This window comes from Pseudomonas sp. GW822-FHT05A08 (assembly GCF_058800485.1).
The window spans coordinates 1,714,395-1,732,234 of record NZ_CM179511.1 but is presented as its reverse complement, the minus strand read 5'-3'; the positions used below and the strand labels follow the sequence as shown (position 1 = coordinate 1,732,234).

The 17,840-nt window shown below is 63.9% G+C and carries 14 protein-coding genes; 3 read left to right on the top strand and 11 right to left on the bottom strand.

What is annotated here, in order from left to right:
* The 3 genes from emhB to AC3RCP_RS07830 all read left to right on the top strand — a co-directional run bounded on the left by emhB (window position 1) and on the right by AC3RCP_RS07830 (window position 6,169).
* Window positions 1-3,147, top strand: coding sequence for an efflux RND transporter permease subunit EmhB (gene emhB, locus AC3RCP_RS07840; protein ID WP_101337044.1), 3,147 nt, complete (start codon window positions 1-3; stop codon window positions 3,145-3,147).
* Entirely contained in the window at window positions 3,144-4,604 is a 1,461-nt protein-coding gene (gene adeC, locus AC3RCP_RS07835) for an AdeC/AdeK/OprM family multidrug efflux complex outer membrane factor (protein ID WP_053259877.1), read from the top strand. Before emhB ends, adeC begins: the two co-directional genes overlap by 4 nt.
* A gap of 299 nt (window positions 4,605-4,903) precedes the next feature.
* On the top strand, window positions 4,904-6,169 hold the full coding sequence (locus AC3RCP_RS07830) for an OprD family porin (RefSeq protein WP_101337043.1): 1,266 nt from the start codon (window positions 4,904-4,906) through the stop codon (window positions 6,167-6,169).
* 223 nt (window positions 6,170-6,392) lie between these two features.
* Here AC3RCP_RS07830 and pcaC read toward each other — a convergent pair whose 3' ends face one another.
* From pcaC to pcaR, 11 genes are all read right to left on the bottom strand, one after another.
* Window positions 6,393-6,785 (bottom strand): 4-carboxymuconolactone decarboxylase, encoded by a 393-nt coding sequence (gene pcaC / locus AC3RCP_RS07825; RefSeq protein ID WP_007926582.1) that lies wholly within the window; start codon window positions 6,783-6,785, stop codon window positions 6,393-6,395.
* Window positions 6,786-6,795: 10 nt separating this feature from the next.
* Complete coding sequence (gene pcaD / locus AC3RCP_RS07820; RefSeq protein WP_101337042.1) at window positions 6,796-7,596, bottom strand: 3-oxoadipate enol-lactonase; 801 nt, start codon at window positions 7,594-7,596, stop codon at window positions 6,796-6,798.
* Window positions 7,597-7,607: 11 nt separating this feature from the next.
* Entirely contained in the window at window positions 7,608-8,972 is a 1,365-nt protein-coding gene (locus tag AC3RCP_RS07815) for a 3-carboxy-cis,cis-muconate cycloisomerase (RefSeq protein WP_492569492.1), read from the bottom strand.
* Window positions 8,973-9,019: 47 nt separating this feature from the next.
* Entirely contained in the window at window positions 9,020-10,315 is a 1,296-nt protein-coding gene (locus tag AC3RCP_RS07810; protein ID WP_492569490.1) for an MFS family transporter, read from the bottom strand.
* A 130-nt stretch (window positions 10,316-10,445) separates the two neighbouring features.
* A complete protein-coding gene (gene pcaG, locus AC3RCP_RS07805; RefSeq protein ID WP_150049365.1) occupies window positions 10,446-11,012 on the bottom strand; it encodes a protocatechuate 3,4-dioxygenase subunit alpha in 567 nt (188 codons plus the stop codon).
* A gap of 1 nt (window position 11,013) precedes the next feature.
* Window positions 11,014-11,718 carry a protocatechuate 3,4-dioxygenase subunit beta gene (gene pcaH / locus AC3RCP_RS07800; protein ID WP_007926590.1) on the bottom strand — a complete coding sequence of 235 codons (705 nt, stop codon included), beginning with the start codon at window positions 11,716-11,718 and terminating at the stop codon, window positions 11,014-11,016.
* Window positions 11,719-11,747: 29 nt separating this feature from the next.
* Window positions 11,748-12,953: a 3-oxoadipyl-CoA thiolase gene (pcaF, locus tag AC3RCP_RS07795; RefSeq protein WP_492569765.1), complete on the bottom strand. Its 1,206-nt coding sequence runs from the start codon at window positions 12,951-12,953 to the stop codon at window positions 11,748-11,750.
* Window positions 12,950-13,732, bottom strand: a complete 783-nt coding sequence (locus tag AC3RCP_RS07790) for a CoA-transferase subunit beta (protein WP_172833204.1) — start codon at window positions 13,730-13,732, stop codon at window positions 12,950-12,952. The genes pcaF and AC3RCP_RS07790 overlap by 4 nt, the downstream gene beginning before the upstream one ends.
* Entirely contained in the window at window positions 13,729-14,586 is an 858-nt protein-coding gene (locus tag AC3RCP_RS07785) for a CoA transferase subunit A (RefSeq protein ID WP_009042497.1), read from the bottom strand. Before AC3RCP_RS07785 ends, AC3RCP_RS07790 begins: the two co-directional genes overlap by 4 nt.
* 312 nt (window positions 14,587-14,898) lie before the next feature.
* Window positions 14,899-16,245, bottom strand: coding sequence for a 4-hydroxybenzoate transporter PcaK (pcaK, locus tag AC3RCP_RS07780; RefSeq protein WP_492569488.1), 1,347 nt, complete (start codon window positions 16,243-16,245; stop codon window positions 14,899-14,901).
* Window positions 16,246-16,555: 310 nt separating this feature from the next.
* The gene (gene pcaR / locus AC3RCP_RS07775) at window positions 16,556-17,398 is read right to left on the bottom strand and encodes a pca regulon transcriptional regulator PcaR (protein ID WP_007926599.1); all 843 of its coding nucleotides are present in this window, start codon (window positions 17,396-17,398) and stop codon (window positions 16,556-16,558) included.
* Window positions 17,399-17,840: the final 442 nt, after the last annotated feature.

Here is a 17,840-nt window from a genome sequence, read left to right as displayed (position 1 = left end):
ATGTCGAAATTTTTTATCGACCGTCCGATTTTCGCCTGGGTAATCGCCCTGGTGATCATGCTGGTCGGGGCTCTATCGATCCTCAAATTGCCGATCAACCAATACCCGAGCATCGCGCCTCCAGCGATCGCCATCTCCGTGACCTACCCAGGCGCTTCCGCACAGACCGTGCAGGACACCGTGGTCCAGGTCATCGAGCAGCAGCTCAACGGTATCGACAACCTGCGTTATGTGTCATCGGAAAGTAACTCCGACGGCAGCATGACCATTACCGCGACCTTCGAGCAGGGCACCAACTCGGACACCGCGCAGGTCCAGGTACAGAACAAGCTGAACCTGGCCACCCCGCTGCTGCCGCAAGAAGTGCAGCAACAGGGTATCCGCGTGACCAAGGCGGTGAAGAACTTCCTGTTGGTGATCGGTGTGGTTTCCGAGGACGGCAGCATGTCCAAGGACGACCTGTCGAACTACATCGTGTCCAACATGCAGGACCCGATCTCGCGGACCGCGGGCGTGGGTGACTTCCAGGTGTTCGGCGCCCAGTACGCCATGCGTATCTGGCTCGACCCGGCCAAGCTGAACAACTTCAACCTGACTCCGGTCGACGTGAAAACCGCCGTGGCGGCGCAGAACGTCCAGGTGTCGTCCGGCCAGATCGGTGGTTTGCCAGCCCTGCCAGGCCAGCAACTGAACGCCACCATCATCGGCAAGACCCGCCTGCAGACTGCCGAGCAGTTCAAGGCGATCCTGCTGAAGGTCAACGCGGACGGCTCGCAAGTGCGTCTGGGCGATGTCGCGGATGTGGCCCTGGGGGGTGAAAACTACTCCGTCAGTGCCCAGTTCAACGGTGCCCCGGCTTCCGGCCTGGCCGTGAAACTGGCCAACGGCGCCAACGCCCTGGACACCGCCAAGGCCCTGCGCAAGACCATCAGCGACCTGGAGCCGTTCTTCCCGGAAGGGATGAAAGTGGTATTCCCGTACGACACCACCCCGGTGGTGACCGAGTCGATCAAGGGTGTGGTTGAAACCCTGGTCGAAGCGATCGTGCTGGTGTTCCTGGTGATGTTCCTGTTCCTGCAGAACTTCCGCGCCACTGTCATCACCACCATGACCGTTCCGGTGGTGTTGCTGGGTACCTTCGGTATCCTTGCGGCCGCCGGCTTCAGCATCAACACCCTGACCATGTTCGGCATGGTGCTGGCCATCGGCTTGCTGGTGGACGACGCCATCGTCGTGGTGGAAAACGTCGAGCGGGTAATGGCCGAGGAAGGCCTGTCCCCCAAGGAAGCGACCAAGAAGTCCATGGGCCAGATCCAGGGCGCCCTGGTCGGCATTGCCCTGGTGCTGTCGGCGGTACTGCTGCCAATGGCGTTCTTCAGCGGTTCCACCGGTGTGATCTACAAGCAGTTCTCGATCACCGTGGTCTCGGCCATGGCCCTGTCGGTACTGGTTGCCCTGATCTTCACCCCGGCCCTGTGCGCCACCATGCTCAAGGCCATTCCCCACGGCGAACACGCCGCGCCGAAACGCGGCTTCTTCGGCTGGTTCAACCGTACCTTCGACCGCAGCGTCAAAAGCTACGAGCGTGGCGTGGGCAACATCCTGCGGCACAAGGCGCCTTATCTGCTGGCCTACGCGCTGATCGTGGTCGGCATGATCTGGCTGTTCGCCCGCATCCCGACTGCGTTCCTTCCGGAAGAAGACCAGGGCGTACTGTTCGCCCAGGTACAGACCCCGGCCGGCTCCAGTTCCGAGCGAACCCAGGTGGTAGTCGATGAAATGCGCGCCTACCTGCTGGACAAGGAAAAGGACACCGTGGCCTCGGTCTTCACCGTGAACGGCTTCAACTTCGCCGGTCGTGGCCAGAGCTCGGGCATGGCGTTCATCATGCTCAAGCCGTGGGACGAACGCTCCGTGGAAAACAGCGTGTTCAACCTGGCCGCCCGTGCCCAGCAGCACTTCTTCAGCTTCCGTGACGCGATGGTGTTCGCCTTCGCCCCGCCGGCGGTACTGGAGTTGGGTAACGCCACCGGTTTCGACGTGTTCCTGCAGGACCGCGCCGGTATCGGCCACGAGAAACTGATGGAAGCGCGCAACCAGTTCCTCGGCATGGCGGCGCAAAGCAAGATCCTGTCCCAGGTGCGTCCGAACGGCCTGAACGACGAGCCGCAGTACCAGCTGGAAATCGATGACGAGAAGGCCAGCGCCCTGGGCGTGACCATCTCCGACATCAACAACACCTTGTCGATTGCCCTGGGCAGTAGCTACGTCAACGACTTCATCGACCGCGGTCGGGTGAAGAAGGTGTACATCCAGGGTCAGCCTAACGCTCGCATGAGCCCCGAGGACCTGAAGAAGTGGTACGTGCGCAACAGCGCCGGGACCATGGTGCCGTTCGCCTCCTTCGCCAAGGGCACGTGGATCTACGGTTCGCCGAAACTGGCCCGTTACAACGGCGTGGAAGCGGTGGAAGTCCTGGGTGCCCCGGCGCCGGGCTACAGCACCGGTGAAGCCATGGCCGAAGTCGAAGCCATCGCCAAGAAGCTGCCGGCCGGTGTCGGTATCTCCTGGACCGGCCTGTCCTACGAGGAACGCCTGTCGGGCTCGCAAGCTCCCGCGCTGTACGCCTTGTCGCTGCTGATGGTGTTCCTGTGCCTGGCGGCGCTGTATGAAAGCTGGTCGATTCCGATCGCGGTCATGCTGGTGGTGCCGCTGGGGATCATCGGTGCGCTGATGGCAACCAGCCTGCGCGGCCTGTCCAACGACGTGTACTTCCAGGTGGGGCTGTTGGTGACCATCGGCCTGGCGGCGAAAAACGCCATTCTGATCGTCGAGTTCGCCAAGGAACTGCACGAAGAGGGCCGCAGCCTGGTGGACGCGGCGATCGAAGCCTGCCGCATGCGTCTGCGTCCGATCGTCATGACCTCCCTGGCCTTCGTGCTCGGTGTGGTACCGCTGGCCATCTCCACCGGCGCCGGCTCGGGTAGCCAGCATGCGATCGGTACAGGGGTGATTGGCGGTATGCTCACCGCGACTGTCCTGGCGATATTCTGGGTACCTTTGTTCTTCGTCACCGTGTCGTCGATGAGCCGCCGCAAGGCAATCGAAGCGCAACCTACCGAAACTCCTGAAGAGGCTGGCCAATGAGCAAGTCGCTACTCTCCCTCGCAATCACCGCCGCCGTGCTGAGTGGTTGCTCGCTGATACCGGATTATCAGCAGCCGCAAGCGCCGGTCGCGGCGCAATACCCGCAAGGGCCGGCCTATTCGCCTGCGGAGGCTGCCAACCAGGCAGCCGCCGAACAGGGCTGGCGGCAGTTCTTCCATGACCCTGCCCTGCAGCAGCTGATCCAGACCGCGCTGGTGAACAACCGTGACCTGCGGGTCGCGGCGCTGAACATCGACGCTTACGCCGCGCAGTACCAGATCCAGCGCGCGGATCTGTTCCCGGCGATCTCGGCCAACGGCAGCGGCAGCCGTCAACGCACCCCGGCACGGCTGTCGCAGACCGGTGAAGCGGCCATCTCCAGCCAGTACTCGGCAACCCTGGGTGTCAGCGCTTATGAGCTGGACCTGTTCGGTCGCGTTCGCAGCTTGAGCGAGCAGGCCTTGCAGACCTACTTCTCCAGCGAAGAAGCCCGGCGCAGCACGCAGATCAGCCTGGTGGCCAGCGTGGCCAACGCCTACCTGACCTGGCAGGCCGACAAGGAACTGCTCAAGCTGACCCAGGACACCCTGGCGGCCTACGAGGAGAGCTACCGCCTGACCTCGCGCAGCAACGAAGTTGGCGTGGCCTCGGCCCTGGACCTGAGCCAGGCACGGACCTCGGTGGAAAACGCCCGGGTACAACTGGCGCGTTATACCCGCCAGGTGGCCCAGGACGAAAACAGCCTGACCCTGCTGCTGGGTACCTCGATCCCGGCCAACTTGCCGAGCCCGCAGCCATTGTCGGCCGACCTGCTCAGCGAGTTGCCCGCCGGCCTGCCGTCGGAACTGCTGCAACGCCGTCCGGACATCCTCGCCGCCGAGCACAACCTGAAAGCCGCCAACGCCAGTATTGGCGCGGCACGCGCGGCGTTCTTCCCGAGTATCAGCCTGACCGCCAATGCCGGGACCTTGAGCCCGGATATGGGCGGCCTGTTCAAGGGCGGCTCGGGCACCTGGTCGTTCGCGCCGCAGATCAATATCCCGATCTTCAACGCCGGCAGCCTGCGCGCCAGCCTGGATTACTCGAAAATCCAGAAAGACATCAACGTCGCGCAGTACGAGAAGTCCATCCAGACCGCCTTCCAGGAAGTCTCCGATGGCCTGGCCGCACGCCAGACCTACAACCAGCAGTTGCAGGCCCAGCGTGACTTCGTCAATGCCAACCAGGATTACTACCGCCTGGCCGAGCGTCGCTACCGCATCGGTGTCGACAGCAACCTGACCTTCCTCGACGCTCAGCGCTCGCTGTTCAGCGCGCAGCAAGCGTTGATCACCGACCGGCTTGCGCAGCTGACCAGCGAGGTCAACCTGTACAAGGCCCTGGGCGGCGGTTGGAACGAGCAAGGTTCGCAGCAAGCGGAAGTGAGCAAAGAGGCACCGCCACTGAAGCTGTTCTGAGTGCATGACGCTTGAAAAAAACCCACCTTGCGGTGGGTTTTTTTATGGGCCGCAGACCGCCGTCACTTGTGTTCGTTAATCGCCCAAAACCCGCCAAGGCCAATTGAACAGGGCCGTTGATCCAACGCACCATTCCCCGCACCTACAAAAACCAATAACAACAGGTTCGTCATCATGACCCCGCGCCCTGCCCGCTCCGGCTGATTCCGTTCCCTCCACCCTCCCGGTTTCAACCTTGTCTGCAACCTGACGTTGCGGCAGCGCCCAGCCTCACCCCTAACAATTAGAGAGCCCGATCCATGAAGCCATCCACTCGCACTCCCTATTCACTGCTGCCCAGCCTGCTGGCTGTCAGCATCGCCAGCACGGCCCTGCCGGTCATGGCCGCGGAGTCCGGCTTTCTCGAAGACACCAAGGTCAACCTGAACCTGCGCAACTTCTACATCAACCGCAACTTCACCAACCCGGGCAAGGCCCAGGGCAAGGCTGAAGAATGGACGCAGAGCTTCATCCTCGACGCCAAGTCCGGCTTCACCCAGGGCACCGTCGGGTTCGGCATGGACGTGCTGGGGCTGTATTCGTTGAAGCTCGATGGCGGCAAGGGCACCGGCGGTACCCAGTTATTGCCGCTGGATCACGACGGGCGCCCGGCCGACCACTTCGGCCGCACGGGCGTGGCATTCAAGGCCCGCCTGTCGCAGACCGAGCTCAAGGTCGGCGAATGGATGCCGGTGCTGCCGATCCTGCGCTCGGACGACGGTCGCTCCCTGCCCCAGACCTTCCGCGGCGGCCAGGTCACCTCGAAGGAAATCGACGGCCTGACCCTCTACGGCGGCCAGTTCCGCGCCAACAGCCCGCGTGACGACAGCAGCATGAGCGACATGTCGATGACCGGCAAAGCGGCCTTCACCTCCGACCGCTTCAACTTCCAGGGCGGCGAATACAGCTTCAACGACAAGCGCACCCAGGTCGGGGTGTGGAACGCCCAGCTCAAGGACATCTACAGCCAGCAATACCTCAACCTGATCCACAGCCAGCCGCTGGGCGACTGGACCCTGGGCGCCAACATCGGCTTCTTCTACGGCAAGGAAGATGGCAGCGCTCGCGCCGGCGACCTGGACAACAAGACCTGGTCGGGCCTGTTCTCGGCCAAGTACGGCGGCCACACCTTCTACGTCGGCCTGCAGAAGCTCACCGGCGACAACGCCTGGATGCGCGTCAACGGCACCAGCGGCGGCACCCTGGCCAACGACAGCTACAACGCCAGCTACGACAACGCCCAGGAAAGATCCTGGCAGCTGCGTCATGACTACAACTTCGTCGCGGTCGGCATCCCCGGCCTGACCCTGATGAACCGCTACATCAAGGGCGACAACGTGCACACCGGCACCATCACCGACGGCAAGGAATGGGGACGCGAGAGCGAGCTGGCCTACACCGTGCAAAGCGGCACGCTCAAGAACCTCAACGTCAAATGGCGCAACTCGACCATGCGCCGCGACTTCAGCACCAACGAGTTCGACGAGAACCGCCTGATCATCAGCTACCCGATCAGCCTGCTGTAAGCCCACTCGCTCGCCCACACCAAAAACAAGGCCAGCCCCGTTCCCCGGGGCTGGCCTTGTTTTTGTAGGAGCGAAGCTTGCTCGCGATGATCGTCGACGATGGCGCGTATTGACGGGCTGAACGCGGCACCCTCAGGTTCATCGCGAGCAAGCTCGCTCCGACAGGGAAAACGCAGCGGCGCCGAGTTGCTCGGCGCCGCGTTTGTTTATAGGTCGTGGGTTATCAGCCGCGGGATTCGACGCCCAGTTCGTCCCACACCGACTCGGCGAGATGGAAGGTCGCGTTGGCCGCCGGAATGCCGCAGTAGATCGCGCTCTGCATGATCACTTCCTTGATCTCGGCGCGGCTCACGCCATTGTTCGCGGCGGCGCGCAGGTGCAGCTTGAGCTCTTCGTTGCGGTTCATGCCGATCAGCATGGCGATGGTGATCAGGCTGCGGGTATGGCGCGGCAGGCCCGGACGCGTCCAGATATCGCCCCAGGCATGCCGGGTGATCATTTCCTGGAACTCCGAGTTGAACTCGGTCAGGGTGCTCAGGCTGCGATCGACATGGGCATCGCCCAGCACCGCGCGACGCACTTGCATGCCTTCGGCGTAACGTTGTTTCTCGTCCACGGGGGGCTCCTTAAATACGCTGGTCGGCCAGCAAAAATGCCACGACCCGCTCGCTGAACGCAGCGCCAGCCTGGACGTTGGACAGGTGCGCCGCATGGAACTCGGCGTATTCGGCGCCGCGCACGCGCTCCTGGATAAAGTGCCCGCCCGCGGGCGGCGTGACCGCGTCTTCAGTTCCGGACACCACCAGGGTCGGCGCCTCGATCGCCGACAATTGATCACGGAAATCCGCATCGCGCACCGCCGCGCAGTTGGCGGCATAACCCTCGGGCGAGGTGGCCGCCAGCATGTCGGTGATCAGCTTGGCCTGGTCCGGGTGCGCCGCGGCGAAGTCCGGGGTGAACCAGCGGGCGATCGAGGCATCGCGCAATGCGACCATGGCCGCCTGGCCATCGCGCAGCACGGTTTCGATGCGTGGATTCCATACCGACGGGTCGCCGATCTTCGCCGCGGTGTTGCATACCACCAGTTTGTTCAGGCGCTCGCCGGCATTGATACCCAGCCACTGGCCGATCAACCCGCCCATGGACAGGCCGCAGAAATGCGCGCGCTGGATATGCAGCGCGTCCAGTAGCGCCAGCACATCGTGCCCCAACTGCTCGATGCTGTAGGGGCCCTCGGTGACCAGGGATTTGCCGTGGCCACGGGTGTCGAAACGCAGCACCCGGAAGTGCTTGGTAAAGATCGGAATCTGGATGTCCCACATGTGCAGGTCGGTACCCAGGGAGTTGGACAGGACCAGCACCGGCGCATCGGCCGGGCCGTCCAGTTGGTAATGCAGTTCGCCATCGGCGAGTTGTACGAATCCCACGGCAGTCTCCTTCAGGCGTTCAAAGCTAAATGTTCGGCCACGGCGCGCTCGACCCAGGCGTGCGCCTGGCCGAGGTAATGCGCCGGGTCCAGCAGGCGATCCAGTTCCGCCGCCGACAGCTCGGCGGTCACTTGCGGCTCGTCCCCCAGCACCGCGCGCAGATGCCGCTGTTCGGCCACCGCGCGCTTGCAGCATTGCTCCAGCAGATGGTGCGCGGTCTCGCGGCCCAGGCGCTGGGCCAGGGCGATGCTCACGGCTTCCGCCAGCACCAGCCCCTGGGTCAGGTCGAGGTTCCTGGCCATGCGCGCAGCGTCGACTTCCAGCCCGTCGGCCACCAGCAGCGCCTGTTGCAAGGCGCCGGACACCAGGCAGCAGATCTCCGGCAGGGTTTCCCATTCGGCGTGCCACAGCCCCAGGCTGCGTTCGTGCTCCTGGGGCATGGCGCTGAACATCGTCGCCAGCAGCCCGGGAACCCGGGTCGCCGCGCCGATCAACACCGCCGCGCCCACCGGGTTGCGCTTGTGCGGCATGGTCGAGGAACCACCCTTGCCCGGCGCCGACGGCTCGAAGACTTCCGCCGCCTCGGTCTGCATCAGCAGGCTGATGTCACGGCCGAGCTTGCCGAGGCTGCCGGCGATCAGGCCGAGTACCGAGGCGAACTCCACCAGCCGGTCGCGCTGGGTATGCCAGGGCTGTTCCGGCAGGCTCAATTGCAACTCCTCGGCCAGGGCCTGGGCAATCGGCAGGGCCTGCTCGCCCAGGGCAGCGAGGGTGCCGGAGGCCCCACCAAACTGCAGCACCAGCAGGCGTGGCTTGAGCTGCGCCAGACGCTCGCGGCTGCGGGTCAGCGCCCCCAGCCAGCCGGCGATCTTCATGCCGAGAGTGACCGGCGTGGCATGTTGCAGCCAGGTGCGGCCGGCCATGGGGGTGGTGGCATAGCGCTGGGCCTGCGCGGCCAGGATGCCGCCCAGGCGCGCCAGGTCGTTGTCGATCAGGCTCAGCGCCTGCCGCACTTGCAGGACCAGCCCACTGTCCATCACATCCTGGCTGGTGGCGCCCAGGTGCACATAACGCTCGGCGCTGGCATCGCTCTTGGCGATCTGCTTGCCTAGGGCCTTGACCAGTGGAATCGCCGAATTGCCCGCCGTGGCGATGGCCTGGCCCAGGGCGGCAAAATCATAGAGCCCGGCCCGGCAGGCCGCCTCGATCGGCGCCACCGCGGCGGCCGGGATCACCCCGACCCGGGCCTCGGCCCGGGCCAGCGCGGCCTCGAAGTCGAGCATGGCCTGGACCCGCCCCTGGTCGCAGAACACCGCGCGCATATCGCGGGTGGTGAAGTAGGCATCGAACAGTTGGTTGCTCGCCGGTGTGCTCATAAACAATCCTTTGGGGCGTGCGTCCGCGACGGACGCACGCGGACAGGTCACAGATCGTGGTGCAGGTACGCCGCCTGTTTCGGCAGGCGCAGGCTGAACAGGAAGGCAATCGCCATCATCGCCGTCACGTACCAGTAGAAGGTGTTTTCCATGCCCAGGGATTTCAGGCCCAGGGCCACGTATTCCGCCGAACCGCCGAACAGCGCGTTGGCCACCGCATAGGCCAGGCCTACCCCCAGCGCCCGCACTTGCGGCGGAAACATCTCGGCCTTTACCAGGCCGCTGATGGAGGTGTAGAAACTGACGATCGCCAGGGCCAGGGTGATCAGCACAAAGGCCAGGAACGGGCTGGTAATGGTTTTCAGGGTCAGCAGGATAGGCACGGTGCACAGCGTGCCCAGCGCGCCGAACCAGAGCATCGAGTTACGCCGGCCGATCTTGTCCGCCAGCATGCCGAACAGTGGCTGCATGCACATATAGAGAAACAGAGCGCCGGTCATGATGTAACTGGCGGTCTTGGCGTGCATGCCGGCGGTGTTCACCAGGTATTTCTGCATATAGGTGGTGAAGGTGTAGAAAATCAGCGAGCCGCCGGCGGTGTAGCCCAGCACGGTGACAAAGGCCTTCGAGTGATGCTTGAACAGCGCGGCCACGCTGCCGGCGTCCTTGTCTTCACGCATTTCCTTGCTGGTGGTTTCTTTCAGCGAGCGCCGCAGCAGCAGGGAGATCAGGGCCGCAATGGCGCCGATCACGAACGGAATCCGCCAGCCCCAGGCCTTGAGCTGCGCCTCGTCGAGAAACTGTTGCAGGATCACCACCACCAGCACCGCCAGCAATTGCCCGCCGATCAGGGTCACGTACTGGAAGGACGCGAAGAACCCGCGCTGGCCCTTGAGTGCGACTTCACTCATGTAGGTCGCGGTGGTGCCGTACTCACCGCCCACCGACAGGCCCTGGAACAGCCGCGCCATCAACAGCAACGCCGGCGCCCAGGCGCCGATGCTGGCGTAGGTCGGCAGGAAAGCGATGACCAAGGAGCCGGTGCACATCATCAGCACCGAAATCATCATGGAATTCTTGCGCCCGTGCTTGTCGGCCACCCGGCCGAACAGCCAGCCGCCGATAGGACGCATCAGGAACCCGGCGGCGAACACGCCGGCGGTATTGAGCAGTTGCACCGTGGGGTCGTCGGAGGGGAAAAACGCCGGGGCGAAATAGATCGCGCAGAAGGCGTAGACGTAGAAGTCGAACCATTCGACCAGATTGCCGGAGGAAGCGCCGACGATCGCGAAGATCCTCTTGCTGCGCTCCTCGGTCGTGTAGTGACTGGTTAACGTTGTCATGGGTTTTCACTCTTTGGGGACGTGGTGAGTCTAGACATACTTTGTAACAGTCCCGTTCCGCAAGACGACCTTGGGGGAAGCGACCGGTTCAGCCTTATCGCGAACCAGCTCGCGATCCCCCCAGGCACACTCAATAATCGAAGAACACCGTTTCCGCGTCGGTCCCCTGCAGGATCACGTTCCACTGGTAGTGGCCCGCGGCATCCGCCTTGGCCAGCAAGGTGGCGCGACGCTCTTCGGGCACGCAGGCCAGCAGCGGATCGGCGGCGTTGGCCGGCTCGCCGTCGAAGTAGATACGGGTCAGCAGGTGCTTGACCAGGCCCCGGGCAAACACCAGCACCACCAGGTGCGGCGCCTGGGTCGAGCCTTTCAGGCCAGGTACGGTACCCGGCTTGATGGTGGTGAAGCGGAAACGCCCTTCCCCATCCACCGGCACCCGGCCGAAGCCCTGGAAGTTCGGGTCCAGGGCCTTGGCCTGATCGTCTTCCGGGTGGTCGTACTTGCCGGCCGCGTTGGCCTGCCAGATTTCCAGCATGGCGTCGTTGACGAAATCGCCGTTGCCGTCCACCACCTGGCCGCTGATCGCCACCCGCTCGCCGAGGGTCTCGGCCCGGGTCAGGTCTTCGCGGTTCAGCCAGGTCAGGCCGATGTGGTAGTACGGGCCGACGGTGTGGGATGTGGTCGCAGTCAGCGTCATCTTATTTCTCCATCGGCGTGGCATCGCGGCCGCGCAAGACGATGTCCCAACGGTAGCCGAGGGCGTAGGACGGAATGGTTTTCTCCAGGTCGAAGCTGGCGATCAGGCGTTCCTTGGCGCGGGTGTCCGGCACGCAGTTGTAGATCGGGTCGTAGGCCAGCAGCGGGTCGCCGGGGAAGTACATCTGGGTCACCAGGCGCGTGAGAATGCTCGGGCCGAACAGCGAGAAGTGGATATGCGCCGGACGCCAGGCGTTGTGGTGGTTACCCCAGGGGTAGGCACCGGGCTTGATGGTCTGGAACTGGTACCAGCCATCGGCATCGGTGACGGTGCGCCCGGTGCCGGTGAAATTCGGGTCCAACGGTGCGTCATGCAGGTCGCGGTCGTGGTTGTAGCGACCGGCGGCGTTGGCCTGCCAGATCTCCACCAGGATCCCCGGCACCGGCAGGCCGTTCTCGTCCAGCACCCGGCCGTGGATGATGATGCGTTCGCCCTGAGGCTCGCCGGCATGCTGGGCAGTCAGGTCGTTGTCCTTGTCCTGCAGGTAATCGGCGCCGATGGTCGGGCCGGTGATTTCCGACAGCGAATGGGGCAGGAACACCAGCGGCTTGGACGGCGAGCGGGTGTTGGTGGATTTGTAGGCCGGGTGCAGGTAATCAGGCTGAGTACCTGGTTGCGGGCGCCGGTAACCGGGCTTGTCGGTCATGCTCGTTCCTCGTTCTTATAAGAAGCGCGTCAGACGCGCTCGATGGCCAATGCCAGGCCCTGGCCGACACCCACGCACATGGTCGCCAGGCCTTTTTTGCCACCGGTCTTTTCCAGGTGGTGCAGCGCGGTCAATACCAGGCGCGCGCCGCTCATGCCCAGCGGATGGCCGAGGGCGATGGCGCCGCCGTTGGGGTTGACCTGTGGCGCGTCGTCCGCCAGGCCCAGTTCGCGCAATACTGCCAGGCCCTGGCTGGCGAAGGCTTCGTTGAGTTCGATCACATCGAAATCGCTGACCGCCACGCCCAGGCGCTCGGTCAACTTGCGCACCGCCGGCACCGGGCCGATGCCCATCACCCGTGGCGCCACGCCGGCGCTGGCCATGCCCAGCACCCGGGCACGGGCGGTCAGGCCGTGCCTTTTCACCGCTTCGGCCGACGCCAGGATCAGCGCCGCCGCCCCGTCGTTGACGCCCGAGGCGTTGCCGGCGGTGACGGTCTTGTCCGCGCCGTTGACCGGCTTGAGTTTGCTCAGGGTTTCCAGCGAGGTATCGGCCCGCGGGTGCTCGTCCTGCTCGATAACGGTCTCGCCCTTCTTGTGGACGATACGCACCGGAACGATTTCCTCGGCGAAGAACCCGGCGGCCTGCGCCGCGGCGGTGCGCTGCTGGCTGCGCAGGGCGAACGCATCCTGGTCGGCACGCGACACCTGATAATCGTCGGCGACGTTGTCGGCGGTCTGCGGCATCGCATCCACGCCGTACTGAGCCTTCATCAGCGGGTTGATGAAGCGCCAGCCGATGGTGGTGTCTTCCAGCTTCATGTTGCGCGAAAAGGCGGTGTCGGCCTTGCCCATGACAAAGGGCGCGCGGGACATCGACTCGACGCCGCCAGCGATGGCCAGCTCCATCTCGCCACTGGCGATGGCGCGGAAGGCGGTGCCGATGGCATCCATGCCCGAAGCGCACAGGCGGTTGAGGGTCACGCCCGGAATGGTGTCCGGCAGCCCGGCCAGCAGCAGCGCCATGCGCGCCACGTTTCGATTGTCTTCGCCGGCCTGGTTGGCGCAGCCGAGGAACACCTCGTCCACCGCGCTCCAGTCCACCGACGGGTTGCGCTCGATCAGCGCCTTGATCGGCGCGGCGGCCAGATCGTCGGCCCGCACCGTCGACAAACCGCCACCAAAGCGGCCGATGGGGGTACGAATGGCGTCACAGATAAACACTTCGCGCATCAGGCTTCTCCCGGGGTTTGGCCATGGGCCGCGGCGGTGCGGGCTTCCAGGTCACGCAAGGCGGTCAGCTCGATCTCGGTCGGGGCGGCGGTTTCCGCCACCTGGTCGGCGAAACGGATCGCCCAGCCAGTGGCGGCGACCACCTGCTCGCGGGTCACGCCCGGGTGCAGCGAGGTCACCACGAATTCATGGGTGCCGGCTTCCGGCTCCATGATGCACAGGTCAGTGATGATCCCCACCGGCCCGGCCCCTGGCAGGCCCAGGCGTTTGCGCGAGTCGCCGCCTTCGCCGTGACCGACCGAGGTGATGAAGTCGAGCTTGTCGACAAAGGAACGCGACGATTGCTTGAGGATGATCAGCACGCTCTTGGCCGAGCCGGCGATCTCCGGCGCACCGCCGGCGCCCGGCAGGCGGACTTTCGGCTGGTGGTAATCGCCGACCACCGTGGTGTTGATGTTGCCGAAACGGTCGACCTGGGCGGCGCCGAGGAAACCGACGTCGATACGCCCGCCTTGCAGCCAGTAGCGGAAGATCTCGCCGGTCGGCACCACGGTGTCCGCGGTCTCGGCCAGCTCGCCATCACCGATGGACAGCGGCAGCACGCTGGGCTTGGCGCCGATCGGACCGGACTCGTAGATCAGCACCACGTCCGGCGACGAAGTCAGGCGCGCCAGGTTGGCGGCCTTGGACGGCAGGCCGATCCCGACAAAACACACCGAGCCGTTCTGCAGGCGGCGGGCGGCGGCAACGGTCATCATTTCATTGGTGGAGTAAGTCATTATTTGGCCCCCGTTGCTGCGGCCAGCTTGGCCTGGAATTCACTGAAGTCAGCACTGCCGCGGATGTATTCGTTGATCCAGGCGGTGAAGGTTTCACGGTCGCGGGCGATCGGGTCCCAGGCCTGGTAGAAGATGTTGTCGCGCTCGGTATAGCCGTGGGCGTAGGACGGATGGGCGCCGCCCGGCACATGGCAGACCGCGCTCAGGGCCCAGGTCGGCAGCACGCAGGCGTTCATCGGGGCGTTCAGGTCGTCGACGATTTCTTCCACGGTGACGATGCAGCGCTTGGCGGCCAGGGCGGCTTCCTTCTGTACGCCAAGAATGCCCCACAACAGCACGTTGCCCTTGCGGTCGGCTTTCTGCGCATGGATCACGGTGACGTCAGGACGTACCGATGGCACCGCCGCCAGCACTTCACCGGTGAATGGGCAGGTCACGCTCTTGATCAGCGGGTTGACCTTCGGCAGGTCGGAGCCGGCATAAGCGCGCAAGACCGCGAATGGCAGGCCCGAGGCGCCCGCCACGTAGGCATTGGCCAGGTCGGCGTGGCTGTGTTCTTCGATTTCCAGGGGGTGCGGCCATTGCTTCTCGACCGCATCCCGCAGGCGATGCAGGGAGCCGACGCCCGGGTTGCCGCCCCAGGAGAAAATCAGCTTGCGGGCACAACCGGCACCGATCAACTGGTCGTAGATCAGGTCAGGGGTCATCCGTACCAGGGTCAGGTCTTTTTTGCCCTGGCGAATGATTTCATGACCCGCGGCCGTGGGGATCAGGTGGGTGAAGCCTTCGAGCGCGACGGTATCGCCGTCGTTGACGAACTGCTTCACCGCGTCGTGCAGCGAAAGGATTTCAGCCATGGGGGATCTCCCGATTGTTATTGAGCGACTGGAAGAAAAAGGCGCCGAAGGATGCGCCGGAGTGACTGAAGATTAAGCCGAGGGAAAAACCCAAACAATCCGATAATCGACTGAGCGTTCGCTTATCGAACAGATTGTTGTCTGACTATCGATTGTGCTGTGGCCGCTGCCGCAGGCTGCGATCGACCCGGGCCGCGTTCGGAGAACGGTCGCGAAGATCTCAGGATCGCTGAAGGCCTTCGGCCTTATCGCAGCCTGCGGCAGTGGCTACAGGTATTCAGCGCTCCCTTGAGGAGCGCCTTGCTGATTCGATCAGGTCGCATCCGCATGGCTGACCATGCCCTTGATCACCACCGCCGTGGTCGCCAGCGCGGCCGGGATCACCAGCGCGGTCAGCACTTGCTCGAAATTCCAGCCCAGCCCCAGCAGCGTGGCGCCCATCCAGGCCCCGAGGATCGCCCCGAAGCGACCGATGCCAAGCATCCACGACACGCCGGTGGCGCGGCCCTGGGTCGGATAGAAGCGCGCGGCCAGGGATGGCATCGCCGATTGCGCACCGTTGACGCACATGCCGGCGATCAGCACCAGGGTCGCCAGCAAGGTGATGTTACCCAGGCTTTGCCCGACCGCGTAGGCGAAGACCCCGGCCAGCAGGTAGAAAGTGCCGATGACCTTGTGCGGGTTGAAGCGGTCCATGGCCCAGCCCACCACCACGGCGCTGAGTACCCCACCGAACTGGAACAGCGCGCCGATAAAGGCCGCCTGCTCCATGCTCGCGCCGCTGTCGCGCATCAGGGTCGGCAGCCAGCTGGTCAGCAGGTACACGATCACCAGTCCCATGAAATAGGTCAGCCACAGCAGCAAGGTGCCTGCGCTGTAGGTCCCGGAGAAAATCACCGCAAACACATTGCGCGCCTTCACCGTCTTCTGTTCCGGCACGCTGAAGCTCGCGGCCTGGCCGACCGTGCCCGGCTCGATGGGCGCCAGGGCCTTGCGCACCTTGTCGGTGCCACGATTGCGCACCACCAGGTAACGCGCCGACTCCGGCAGCCAGACCAGCAGCACCACTGCCAGGATCAGCGGCAAAATCCCGCCGATCAGCAACAGGCTGTGCCAGCCAAATGCCGGGATCAGCTTGGCGGAAATGAAACCGCCGCCGGCCATGCCCAGGTTGAAACCACAGAACATGCTGGTCACCAGCAACGACTTGTGGCGCTCGGGGGTGTATTCGGACAGCAGCGTGGTGGCATTCGGCATGCCGGCGCCCAGGCCCAGGCCGGTAAGGAAACGCAGCACCAGCAACTGGTCGACATTACTGCTGTAGGCCGACGCCAGGCTGAAGGCACCGAACAGCAGCACCGCCCCCACCAGCACCACTTTGCGCCCGAAGCGGTCAGCCAGCGGGCCGGAGCCCAGCGCCCCGAAGACCATGCCGATCAGCGCGGCACTCATCACCGGGCCGAGGCTGGCGCGGTCGATGCCCCAATCCTGGGACAGCGCCGGCGCGATAAAGCCCATGGCCGCGGTATCGAGGCCATCGAGGAAGACAATCAGGAAACACAGGATCACCACCCGCCACTGATAGCGCGACAGCGGCTGGGTATTGATAAAGGACTGCACATCGAGGCAGTTCCCTACAGCGGATTGAGGCTGGTTCATTATTTTTATTCCACGCGAAAAACGCAGGCGCACAGGTGCCAGCCAGAGCTGGTCGGTTCAGATCGAAAAGGGTCTTGCGGGATCAGGCCGTCGGCAGGCGAAGGCAGAATAGAGGAGCGCGGCTGGGCGCGCGGGCGATGCTCATGGGGGGTTGGCCTCTTCATTATTATGGGGGCGTCACGCGGCCATTGCAGAGGCGGTGCTCCAGTGGCCGGATGACGCTGCCGCGACATTAATGAGGCAAGGGAAAGAGCGTCAATTCAGCAAGCGCGTATCTGTGCGTTTATCGAACAGCTTAAGCAGGCAGCCCTCAAGCGAACAATTGGGCGCTGAGGTCGCGACTGGCGCTGAGCAGGCCCGGCAAGAAGCGCTGCTCCAGCTCGGCGCGGCTGACGCGGCCGGCATGGGTACTGACGTTGAGCGCAGCCAGTACCTGGCCCGAAGCGTCGTACACCGGTACGGCGATCGAGCGCAGGCCTTGTTCCAGTTCCTGATCGACGATGCACCAGCCCTGCTGCCGGACCTGTTGCAGGCATTCGAGCAGCGCCTGCGGCGTGTGCAGGGTACGGCTGGTCTTGGCTTGCAGGTCGGCATGGTCGAGGTATTCGCGCAACGAGGCGTCATCCAGCGCCGCCAGCAGGATCCGCCCCATGGATGTGCAGTAGGCCGGCAGGCGCCCACCCACCGAGAGATCGACCGAGATCAGGCGCTGGGTGGTGGCCGAACGGGCGATGTACAGAATGTCGTCGCCTTCCAGGGTGGCCATGTTGCAGGCTTCGTGCAGTTGCTCGCTCATGCGGTCCAGGTAAGGCTGGGCCGATACCGCCAGCGGTGTGGAAGACAGATAGGCATGCCCCAGCGTCAGCACCTTGGGCAGCAACGAATAGGTGCGGCCATCGGTGGTGGCGTAACCGAGCTTGATCAAGGTATGCAGGCAGCGGCGCACGGCGGCACGGGGAATCTCCGTACGGTGGCTGATCTGGGCGATGGTCAGATGGCGCTTGCGCTCCTGAAAGGCCTGGACCACCGCCAGGCCGCGAGCCAGAGAGGTCATGAAATCCGGATCACCCGTCAGCGCCTGAATCCGCTTGGCCGGCGAAGCGACAATCGGCGGCGCGGCGGAAGCGAAGGAATTACGCAATTGATCGTTCATTTCAGGTTCTCTGCGACGGAAGTCCGGCTTATTACAAGCCGTACTGGAGAGGATGCACAAGCCTGCACGGCCAACATTGGGCGATTATCGAACCATCGACCGATAATCGCAATCCATCGCGATAAATGCCTGCCAGGCGATGTGCCGCTTTTTCGTCGCCAATAAAACTCTTCCGCATTAGTCCAGGCAACTTGTCAGGCCTTGTTACAGAACTGCTCTCGTCATCCGGATTAAAACTTTCGTGTAACAAAACCCTGATATCAAGTTGATGATTTTTAACTTATTGCCGATAGAGTTATTCATGGCCGCCGCTATAATGAGCAAAGTGATCACCGACGCTTTTCTGCGTCCGGCAGCATCATCAGGCTGCGTAGAGTAAATGACGCCTCCTGCAGCAAGCGCTTGACGCTCATCTCAATATGCCCGGCCAATGCGTTTGCAA